The following is a 10,632-nucleotide window of genomic DNA, read 5'->3' as shown; positions in this document are numbered from 1 at the left end:
ACGTGATCGGCCACTTCCACGACAGGGCCGACCCGCCTCGGCACACCGACTGGCTCACGACGGGGAGCGGGTTCGACGCGGAACGCTTCGCGGCGCTGTGGGCCGACGTGGCAGGGTACGCCCTGGGACGCCGCCGGCTCCCCTGAGCTCGATTGCCCTCCTTGCCCCAGGTACTGGACGGTATTGGGGTATTTGGGGTATTGACTGAAGTGAAATTTTGGTTCATTCGTTCATCAGTTCACTTCATGCAATCGCCAGCGGAGGCGAGTGACTCCCCCACCCGGGCCCGCATCCTGGCCGCCGCCGAGGAGCGCTTCGCCGCCTTCGGCTACCGCCGCACCGGCATCGCGGAGATCGCCCGCGACGCCGGGGTCGCCCCGGGGACGCTCTACCGCTACTTCGAGAACAAGGAGGAGATCTTCCGCGCGGTCATGCGGGAGGGCCTCGCCAGCTGGCTCGAAACGGCGCGCCGTGTCCTCGCCGAGCCCGGCACCGCGATCGAGCGCCTCGCGCGCCTCGGCGAGGCGAGCGTCGACTACAACCGCGAGAACGCGCTCATCAACTCGGTCTACCGGCGCGACGGCGAGATCATCTTCGCTCCGCTCGTCGAGGAGCTGCACGAGCAGCTCGTGAGCGAGAACGTCGCCATGATCGCCGACGTCATCCGCGACGGTATCCGCGAGGGCACGCTGCGGGACGTCGACCCCGAGCGCACGGCCTTCATCCTCTTCACGGGCGGCGACGCGCTCTCGAGCCAGAGTCACCACCCGTACCAGGAGGTGCTCCCGCTCTACGGCGAGATCGTCATGCGCGGCCTCGTGCCGCGCTGAGCGCAAGGGAGGTCCGCATGGATGCGTTCGTCGCCGATGCCACCCCCACGGCGTTGCCGCCGGGGCCGCGCACGCCACGGCTCTGGCAGAGTATCCGCTTCTCGCTCTGGCCCTACGCGACGGTCGCGATGGGGGCGCGCCGCTGGGGCGAGCGCTACACGGTCGCCTCGATCGGCCAGCGCGGGAAAATGGTCGTCTTCAACGACCCCGAGGCGATCAGGGACATCTTCACCGCCGACGGCGACGACCTCCGCTCCGGCGAGGCGACCGCGCCCATCCTCGGGCCGATCCTCGGCTGGCACTCGATCCTGCTCCTCGACGGCGAGCGCCACTCCCGCGAACGGCGTCTCATGAGCCCGCCGTTCCACGGCGAGCGCATGCACGTCTACGGGCGCCTCATGCGCGAGCTCGCCGACCAGGTGATCGACCGGTGGCCCGTCGGGCCGCCGTTCCCGATCCACCGCGAGATGCAGGCGATCACGCTCGATGTGATCCTGCGCGCCGTCTTCGGCGTCGACGAGGGCGCGGCCTTCACCCGCGTCCGCGAGCACGTGGAGCGCTTCGTCGCGCAGGCCAACGGCCCGAGCGCGCCCTTCATCGCGCTGAAGCCATTTCAGATGGACCTCGGGCGCCTGACGCCCTGGGGGCGCTTCGTGCGTAACCGCGACGCGATCAAGGCCGTCCTGCTCGACGAGATCGCGCGCCGCCGCGGCGAGGGGACCGCGGGCCGCAGCGACATCCTCTCGCTCCTGGTCGACGCCCGCGACGAGCAGGGCGCGCCCATGAGCGACGAGGAGCTGCTCGACGAGATGTTCACGCTGCTCATGGCTGGCCAGGAGACGACCGCGACCTCGCTGGCGTGGGTCTTCTACCACCTGCTGCGGCATCCCGACGCGCTCGCGACGCTGCGCGCGGAGCTCGCGCGCGTCGTGGGCCCCGGGCCCGTCGAGGCCCGGCACCTCCCCCAGCTCGAGTACCTCGACGCGGTCACCAAGGAGTCCGCACGCCTGACGCCGGTCGTGACCAACGTGATCCGCCGCCTGCACGCACCAGCGCGCATCGGCGGGCTCGACCTCCCGGCGGGCGTCAGCGTGTCGGCGTGCATCTATGCGACGCACCATCGGCCCGACCTCTGGCCGGAGCCCGAGCGCTTCATGCCCGAGCGCTTCCTCGCGGCGCGCCCGAGCCCGAACACCTTCTTCCCGTTCGGCGGCGGCGTCCGGCGCTGCCTGGGGGCGGCCTTCGCGACTTACGAGCTCAAGATCGTGCTCGCCGAGGTGCTCTCGCGGGTCGACCTCCGGCTGGCCCCGGGCTACCGCATGCGGCCCGTCCTGCGCGCGATCACGATCGCACCGTCGCGCGGGGTGCCGGTGGTGATGGAGCGGCGGGTCGGGTGAGCGCAAGCGTACGTACGCGACGGCTGCGGTGAGGGAGCCGTCGTAGTCGGCCGCTCTCGATCCCTCAGCCCCGGGGGCGGCGAACGAGAACCGTCCCGCCCAGCAGCACGTGCGTGATCCGCCCGAGATCCTCGATGCGCGCCACCGGATCGCCGGCGACGAGCACCAGATCCGCGCGCTTCCCGACGGCGATCTCGCCGAAGTCCGCGGCGTCGCCGGCTAGGAAGTGCGCGTTCTCCGACGTCGCGACGCGGAGCGCCTCGCGGGGCGTCAGGCCCGCCTGGACGAGCTTCGCGAGCTCGAGGTGGAGGCCGGCGCCGGGGAACTGGCCGGGATTGCAGGCGTCGCTGCCCGCGAGCACGCGGACGCCGGCGGCGCGGAGCCGCGCGACGTTCCGCCGGCGCGCGTCGCGCGCGGCCGCGGCGGCGTGGAGGAAGGCGGCGGTCGCGGGATCGAGAGCCGGCGGCGGTGCGACGAGCGCAACGAGCACGTCCGGGTGCGCCACCTCCCGCTCGATCGGGAGGAAGTCGGACACGGCGGTCCGCGGCTCCCCGGCGACGTCCCAGACGGCGAGCGTGACGACCACCGGGACGTGGGCCGCGGCGATCGCCGCGACCGCCTCCTCCGACAGCTCCTCGCGCCACGGGGCGTGGGCGAGCGCGTCGACGCCACCCCGGACGGCGTCGATCGCCTCGGCCGAGCTGCCGATGTGGGCGATCGACCGCACGCCTGCGGCGTGGCCGGCTGCGATCACCGCCGCGATCGTCTCGGTACGGAGCCGCGGAACGTCGTCGCGGGCGCCCGCGTCGATCGCGAGCTTCAGGATGTCCGGTCGCTCCGAGAGGAGCGCAGCGACGGCGCGCCGGCCGTCGTCGGGGGTCGCCACCTCGCGCGTCGCGCGCGGCAGCACGTACCAGCGGAGGTACCAGGGAAGCGCGGCGCGGAGCACCTCGGCCGGGTGCCCGCCCGGCGCGGTGAAGACGGGGCCGGCGGCGTAGAGCCGGGGGCCGAGCCGCGCACCCGTCGCGAGGCGCTCGCGCTCGCGGAAGACCGCAGGGCTGAGACCCCCGAGGTCGAGGACCGTGGTCACGCCGGCATAGAGGTAGGCGGCGAGGTTGTCGGCGACGTCGGGCAGCGTGCTGACCCGCCAGGGAGGACCGGGCGTGGAGCCGGTGTGCGTGTGGACGTCGACGAGCCCGGGCAGGAGCGTGCCACCCGCGCCATCGATCGCCGGAAGGCCCGGCGCCCCGGCCCCGAGCGGCACGATGGCCGCGATCCGCCCGTCGCGCACGACGACGTCGCGCGGTCCGTCGAGGAGCGCGGCGTGCGGCGCATCGAACACGCGCACGTTGCGGAGGACGACCGAGTGGGGCGCTCCGGCCGGTCGGGAGACGAGGGCCGGTTCGTGGGTGCAGGCCGCGGCCAGCGCGACGATCGCGGCAGCAGCGACGGCGGCGCGCACCGGCCGTGCGTAGCACCCGCACGTCCGGATCGCAAAGAACTGAGCAGCCTCGCGGTAAAACGATCTCGCGGACAGCACCCTAGCTCGGCTTCCGTGCCCGCGGCCGATCCGCTGTGGGCGTGCCGCCCTCGCTGCCGCCGCCGGCCACCTGCATGACGGCCCTCGGCGTGATCTCCGGCGCGAGCTCGATCGGACCCGGCGTCCAGTACGCGTTGCCGACGAGGGCGACGCCCTTCGTGTTCTCGCCCGTCACGCGGAGGAAAACGCCTGCGTCCTCGGGCACCACGTTGCCGTGCACCAGGCCGCCACGGATGTCGTTCAGCCACACGACCGGGCCACGACCGTTCGCCGACGGACCGGTGAGGCCAGCGAGATGGAGTCCCGCGACGTCGTCGGCGACGAGCGACGGCCGCGGGTCGGGGCCCTCGACGGCCAGCTCGATGTTGCGCAGCATCACGTCCCGGGCGTGACGCACGTAGAGCCCGAGGGCCGGCAGCGGCCCGTACATCGAGACCTTCGGGTAATCCGCCGCGCGCTCCGGCACGTCGAGGCCGGTCGCGTGCGGTGCGCCGCCCGCAGCCGTGATGCGCACGTTCTCGACGCTGATCCGCTCCACGGGGTGGCCGGGAAGGCCGGCGATCGAGCCCGTGGCGCTGGCGCCCACGGCCAGCACGCCGCTGATCGAGACGTTCCGGAGCCGGCCGGGCGTCGGCCCCGCCTGGTCACGCCCCCGGTCGCCGAGCCGGATGAAGAGCGGAGCCGGGACGCCGGTCATCACCACGTTGGAGATCATCACGCCGTCGACGCTGCCGCCGTCGACCGTGATGATGGCGACCCCCCCGCCCTCGGCGGCCGCCGGGTCGTGGCGCTCGGTCGGCGAGCCGCTGAACACGCAGTTGGAGAGCACGATCTGCCGGAAGTCGCCCGTGCTCTCCGTGCCGAGCTTGAAGCAGTTCGATGGGCTCCGCATCCGGCAGTTCGTGACCAGCACGTCTTCCGTCACGCCGCGCTCCCCGAGGAGGAAGCTCGTCTTCAGGCAGAGCGCGTCGTCGTCCGACTCGATGTCGCAGTTGGCGATGCGCACCCGCCGGCAGCAGTCGGGGTCGATGCCGTCGGCGTGGGCGTCCCGGATCGTCACGCCGTCGACGAGCACGTCTTCACAGCCCCCGAGGCTGACGCAGTAGTTCGGCGCGTGCACTATGGTGACGCCCTGCACGGTCACGAAGCGGCAGCGCTTGAGGGCGATCGGCTTCGGGCCGAGGCGGCGGCGCCGGTTCATGTCGATGACGCCGCCACCCACGACGGCGACGCGCTCGAGGTCGTGCCCGGCGAGGAGCGCGTTGGCGAAGTCCGTCGTCTCGACGTCGGACCCGCTGGCGAAGGGGAGCCGCTCGGGCGGAGCGAAGTCGTCGTCGTCCGGGCTCGCGAGGAGGACGGCGCCGGGGGTCAGCTCGAGCGTCACGCGGCTGCGGAGCGCGAGCGTGCCGCTCCGCCAGGTGCCGGCGGGAAGCTGCACGAGGCCGCCGCCCAGGCGATGGGCCGCGTCGATCGCCTGCTGGATCGCTCGCGTGTCCGCGGTCCTGCCGTCGCCGATGCCGCCGAAGTCCCGCACGTCGAGCGCCGGGCCGCGCGATACGCCCTCCCCCCCGCGGTCGGCCGCCTGGCCCACCCGCGGCACGGCGTCGACGCCGGCGGTGACGGCCAGGCTCCCGCCGCCGAGGAGGACCGACGTGCGCACGAAGTCGCGTCGCGACAGCGTGTCGAACTCGTCCCGGTCGGGTGGCCTGGCGGACATCGTCACTCCCGCACGAGACGACGCTACCACCGGCGCGAAATCCGCGTCCACATGATTCGTCGTTCTGGCGCCGCGCGCTGCGCAAGCCGCACAGCGATCGAGTCGGCGCCGTGGAGGATGCGGGTGATGAGTGGCTCCACGGGACGGAGGCGCCGGCGGCAGGACGCCCTGCTACGTCGGTCGGCGGAGCCCACGTGCGCCGTCATGCCGGTGTTCCGCACCAGTCTCCGCGCCGCGTCCGATTGACCCGCCCCGCCCGGCCCGTCAGGATGCGCGGACCGTGGCCACTCCGGCTCGCAGCCTGACGCTACCGCGCCGCGCCGACGTGCGCAACGTCGCCATCATCGCGCACGTCGACCACGGGAAGACGACGCTGGTCGACGCCATGCTACACCAGACCGGCGTCTTCCGGGCCAACGAGCAGGTGGCCGAGCGGGTCCTGGACTCCTTCGCGCTCGAGCGCGAGCGCGGCATCACGATCCTCGCGAAGAACACCTCGGTCATCTGGGAGGGCGTGCGCATCAACATCGTCGACACGCCGGGACACGCCGATTTCGGCGGCGAGGTCGAGCGGACGCTCACCATGGTGGACGGCGTCCTCCTCCTGATCGACGCCTCGGAAGGGCCGCTGCCCCAGACCCGCTTCGTGCTCGGGAAGGCGCTCGAGGCCGGCCTCCCGCCCGTCGTCTGCCTCAACAAGATCGACCGCGCCGACGCGCGGCCGGCGGCCGTGCTCGACGAGCTCTACGGGCTCTTCATCGACCTCGGCGCGACCGAGGCGCAGCTCGAGTTCCCCGTCGTCTACACGAACGCGCGCGCCGGCACCGCGAGCGCGGACTCTGCCGTGGAGGGGACGGACCTCGGGCCCCTCTTCCGGGCGATGGTGCGCGCGCTGCCCGGGCCGCCCCACGATCCGGACGCGCCCGTGCGCTTCCAGGCGAACAACCTCGGCTACGACGACTACGTCGGGCGGCTCGCCATCGGCCGCATCGTCTCCGGCGAGCTCGCCGCCGGCCTCTACACGCTCTGTCGGCTCGACGGCTCGCAGGTGCCGTGCAAGCTGACGCGCCTCTACGGCTGGCACGGGCTCAAGCGCATGGAGCTCGAGCGGGCGCTCGCCGGGGACATCGTGGCGATCGCGGGCATCGAGGACATCCGCATCGGCGAGACGGTCGCCGACCGCGAGCGGCCCGGGGCGCTGCCGCCGATCCGGATCGACGAGCCGACCATCGCCATGGTCTTCGGCGTCAACACGAGCCCGTGGGCGGGCCGCTCCGGAAGCCAGGTGACGTCGCGCCAGCTGGGCGAGCGCCTCCGGCAGGAGAGCCGCCGAAACGTGAGCCTCCGGGTGGAGGAAACGGCCACCGCCGACGCTTTCCGCGTCCTCGGGCGCGGCGAGCTCCAGCTCGCCATCCTGATCGAGACGATGCGGCGCGAGGGCTTCGAGCTGCAGGCCTCCAAGCCGGCCCCCGTCGTCCGCGAGCGCGACGGCGTGCTCGAGGAGCCGATGGAGCTCGTGCTGATCGACGTGCCGGAGCAGTACGTCGGCATCGTGACGCAGCTGCTCGGCGTGCGCCGCGCGGTCATGGGGCGCATGGAGCACGTCGGCGGCGGGCGGGTGCGCATCGAGTACGGCGTGCCGTCGCGCGGGCTGATCGGCTTCCGCTCGCACTTCCTGACCGACACGCGCGGCACCGGCACGCTGAACGCCCTCTTCAACGGCTACGCCCCGTGGCAGGGGCCGATCCCCGCGCGCACCAACGGCGCCATGGTGGCCGACCGCGAGGGCGTCGCCTCCCCCTACGCGCTCTTCCACCTCCAGGAGCGCGGCGTCCTCTTCGTCCCCGCCGGCACGCCGGTCTACGAGGGCATGGTGGTGGGCGAGTACTCGCGCGACGTCGACCTCGACGTCAACGTCTGCCGCGAGAAGAAACTCACGAACATGCGCGCCGCGGGCCACGACGAGGCGGTGCGCCTCGTCCCGCACCGGGCGATGGGGCTGGAGGACGGGCTCGAGTGGGTCGACGAGGACGAGCTGGTCGAGGTGACGCCCGACGCGATCCGGCTCCGCAAGCGCGAGCTGCGCCAGGCGCTCAGGCCGCGGGGGCCGCGGGCCGGACGGATCGGCGGGCCGCCGCCGGTCGCGCGCTGACGAGCCGGACCCGGTATCGGCGCACATCGCGGCTAGACCGCGTCGACGTTCGCACCGGCATGGCCCCACGCGAGCCGGTCGATCCCGGCCGATCGGATCGCGCGTCCGAGCGACATCGAGCCGACGACGCTCGCCGCGGGTAGCACGACGGCCACCCAGCGCAGGCGCTGACAGTCCACCCGCACACATATGAGGGCGTTCCTCGAAGCTGGCGGGCGGGGTTTGCGGGCGTTTCGCGGCAGGTGCTACGCTCCGCGCCAAAAGCGAAGGAAGAAAGGAAGGAACGGTGAAGGGAATCGTACTCGCCGGCGGCTCGGGAACGCGCCTCCATCCCTTGACGAGCGTCGTGAGCAAGCAGCTTCTGCCCATCTACGACAAGCCGATGATCTACTATCCGCTCGGAACGCTGATGCTGGCGGGAATCCGCGAGATCCTCGTCATTTCGACCCCGCAGGACCTGCCGCGCTTCCGCGACCTCCTCGGCTCGGGAGAGCGATGGGGCGTTCGCTTCGACTACGCGGAGCAGCGGCAACCCGAAGGGATCGCCCAGGCCTTCACGATTGGCCGGTCGTTCATCGGCGCGGACAGCGTCGCGCTCGTTCTCGGTGACAACATCTTCCACGGGAACGGCTTGAGCGAACGGCTCCAGGCCGCCACCGGCGAGCGGCCGGGCGCCACCGTCTTCGCGTACCAGGTCCGGGACCCGCAGCGTTACGGCGTGGTCGAGACCGATGATGCGGGGCGGGCGCTCAGCATTGAGGAGAAACCGAAGGCGCCGCGATCCAACTACGCGGTGACGGGCCTCTACTTCTACGACAACCAGGTGGTCGACATAGCCACGAGCCTGCGGCCCTCGGCTCGCGGCGAGTACGAGATCACGGACGTGAACCGGGAGTACCTCCGTCGGGGGCAGCTGCGTGTGGAGCTCCTTGGCCGGGGGCTCGCCTGGCTCGACACCGGCACGCCCGAGGCCTTGATGGAAGCCTCGAAGTTCATCGAGATCCTCGAGCAACGGCAGGGTCTCAAGGTCTGCGCCCCGGAGGAGGTGGCCTACCGCAAGGGGTTCATCGATCTCGGCCAGCTCACGAAGCTCGCGGAAGCCATGAAGAGCAGCTCGTACGGCGCCTACCTGCGCCGGGTCGTGGACGACGAGTCGCAATGAAAGTCAGCGAGACGGAGTTGACGGGCGTCCTCGTCTTGGAGCTCGACGTGTATCCGGACGAGAGGGGCCAGTTCTTCGAGATTTTCAACGACGGACGGTACCAGAGCCTCGGCCTGCCCACGCGTTTCGTGCAGGACAACTTCTCCCGCTCGAGAAAGGGCGTGGTGCGCGGCCTGCACTACCAGCAGCCGCGTCCGCAAGGGAAGCTGGTCCAGGTCCTGCGCGGTCGGATCCTGGACGTGGCCGTGGACCTCCGGCGGAGCTCGGCACACTTCGCCCGGTGGCACACGGCTTTTGCGCGCTGACGGACGCGGACGTCCTCTACAAGTGCACCGACGCGTACGTGGCCTCCTGCGACCGGGCGTTGCGGTGGAACGACCCAGACCTCGCCATCCGCTGGCCCATCGAGAGCCCCGTGGTCTCGCCCAAGGACGACCGCGCGCCGTTCTTGCGGGATGTGCATGATCTGCTGGACTGAACGCCGATTGTCGCGCTCGGTTTCTCGGCGTTTGGGTCAATCGACGTCGCAGCGTTCAGCCTCGCGGTAGGATGAGCACCGCGACGACTGTGCCTCCAGCGAGCGCGTGTCGGAGACTGTACACCCGGCCGTAGGAAGGCGACAAGCGGATGCGTCGAGGTTGCCTGCGGTGCTCGGTGCCTAGCGATGTGGTAGTAGGGCAGCACGCCCATTGAGGCCGTGGCTCAGGTGTCACCTTGGGTCTTGCGCTTCGATCTTGCCTCCGGGCGGGCGCTACTCTGGATCGTGACGGCGCGGCGAGCCGGCGAAGTCTATCCTGAAGTCTACCTGTACCTGGCCGATCGTTACTGGCGTCTTGCGGCTCACTACGAGAAACGTGGCCGGCCTCGGAAGGCTCAACGACTGGCAGGAAAGGCGAAGCAGTACCTTGATCTCGGTGGTGGCGATCCTTTGCCGCCAGCGGCGGCTCTTGCCATGCCAATCCCACGACGCCCGAGCTTCACCGCCGCCATCGGGTTCCGGTCCGACAAACCACCGGACGATGCCGCGTAGGCCCCTCTCAGACCTTCTGCTTGTCTTGTCTGCGGTATTCGCCGTCGGCTGCCTTCCGATTCTCCATTGGCGACGCGCATCACCGGATATCGACGGAAGCGCCTACACAAGGGAACGGCCGGTAGCGGGCGTCCGAGTCGCTCTGTCACGCGAAGAGAATGTGCGCGTAGGCGACGAGTGCCGCGACGCTGTTCAGGGGAGCCGGGCTCGCGCGTCAGCACCTTGAAGTAGACGTCACGGCGCAGGGCACTGTAGGGACCCCGGCGATGGCCGCCACCACAGCCTCGCTAGAAGGTCAGCTTGTCGAAGTCATTCCACTGAATGGTGACCCCGTCGGTCGACGAATCCCAGTTGGGAACGTTCAGCGTCCGAACCGGTCCGCCGCCCCGTGAGAGGAGCTGGAAGGAGACCGTTTCATCGGGTGGCGAGCTGGCGGCGACGTAGACATCCGCGCCCTGGATGAACGGCAGCCCGCTTAGGATCGGATCCGGTTCGCTAAGGTCGGTCTGTTTGTCGTCGTTTCTGTCGAAGGCGAAGAATGCGTTGACCTGCTTGCTGATCCGACAGAGGACTTCCGTGCAGACGTTGAGGCCGTTGATCAGCAGTTGGTCGTTTTCTGAGCCCTGATCGCCCCACAGCTCCTTGTACCTGATCATCACCGTCGACACGCTGCCCGGGCGATTTCCTACGTACTCCTCGATCGCGGCCGACGCGAGCAGGCGGAGGGTGTAGTCGCTTCTCACGAACGGCTCGTAGTAGATGTGGAGCGTCGGAAGGCCGGTTTGCACGAGCGCGAACTCGTAG

At 70.9% G+C, this 10,632-nt stretch carries 8 protein-coding genes and 1 pseudogene; 6 read left to right on the top strand and 3 right to left on the bottom strand.

Annotated elements, in window-relative coordinates:
• Positions 1–245: 245 nt before the first annotated feature.
• Together E6J59_03355 and E6J59_03350 are read left to right on the top strand one after the other, a co-directional pair.
• A complete protein-coding gene (locus E6J59_03355) occupies positions 246–830 on the top strand; it encodes a TetR/AcrR family transcriptional regulator (GenBank protein ID TMB22687.1) in 585 nt (194 codons plus the stop codon).
• Positions 831–847: 17 nt separating this feature from the next.
• Entirely contained in the window at positions 848–2,227 is a 1,380-nt protein-coding gene (locus E6J59_03350) for a cytochrome P450 (GenBank protein ID TMB22686.1), read from the top strand.
• Between the two features lie 64 nt (positions 2,228–2,291).
• Here the strand turns inward: E6J59_03350 and E6J59_03345 are convergent, their stop codons facing one another.
• Entirely contained in the window at positions 2,292–3,689 is a 1,398-nt protein-coding gene (locus E6J59_03345) for a hypothetical protein (protein ID TMB22685.1), read from the bottom strand.
• A gap of 79 nt (positions 3,690–3,768) precedes the next feature.
• A complete protein-coding gene (locus E6J59_03340) occupies positions 3,769–5,484 on the bottom strand; it encodes a hypothetical protein (protein ID TMB22684.1) in 1,716 nt (571 codons plus the stop codon).
• Positions 5,485–5,785: 301 nt separating this feature from the next.
• Here E6J59_03340 and typA point away from each other — a divergent pair, with 301 nt between their 5' ends.
• From typA to E6J59_03320, 4 genes and pseudogenes are all read left to right on the top strand, one after another.
• Positions 5,786–7,636: a translational GTPase TypA gene (typA, locus tag E6J59_03335; protein TMB22688.1), complete on the top strand. Its 1,851-nt coding sequence runs from the start codon at positions 5,786–5,788 to the stop codon at positions 7,634–7,636.
• 286 nt (positions 7,637–7,922) lie between these two features.
• Complete coding sequence (gene rfbA, locus E6J59_03330) at positions 7,923–8,798, top strand: glucose-1-phosphate thymidylyltransferase RfbA (GenBank protein TMB22683.1); 876 nt, start codon at positions 7,923–7,925, stop codon at positions 8,796–8,798.
• A pseudogene (locus E6J59_03325) lies at positions 8,795–9,276 on the top strand (dTDP-4-keto-6-deoxy-D-glucose epimerase). Before rfbA ends, E6J59_03325 begins: the two are co-directional and overlap by 4 nt.
• 243 nt (positions 9,277–9,519) lie before the next feature.
• A complete protein-coding gene (locus E6J59_03320) occupies positions 9,520–9,828 on the top strand; it encodes a hypothetical protein (GenBank protein ID TMB22682.1) in 309 nt (102 codons plus the stop codon).
• Positions 9,829–10,115: 287 nt separating this feature from the next.
• On the opposite strand, the gene E6J59_03315 is transcribed toward E6J59_03320, so the two are convergent.
• Complete coding sequence (locus E6J59_03315) at positions 10,116–10,571, bottom strand: hypothetical protein (GenBank protein TMB22681.1); 456 nt, start codon at positions 10,569–10,571, stop codon at positions 10,116–10,118.
• Positions 10,572–10,632: the final 61 nt, after the last annotated feature.

Source organism: Deltaproteobacteria bacterium, assembly GCA_005879795.1.
Taxonomy (GTDB): domain Bacteria; phylum Desulfobacterota; class Binatia; order DP-6; family DP-6; genus DP-6.
This window is presented reverse-complemented; position numbering and strand designations above follow the sequence as displayed.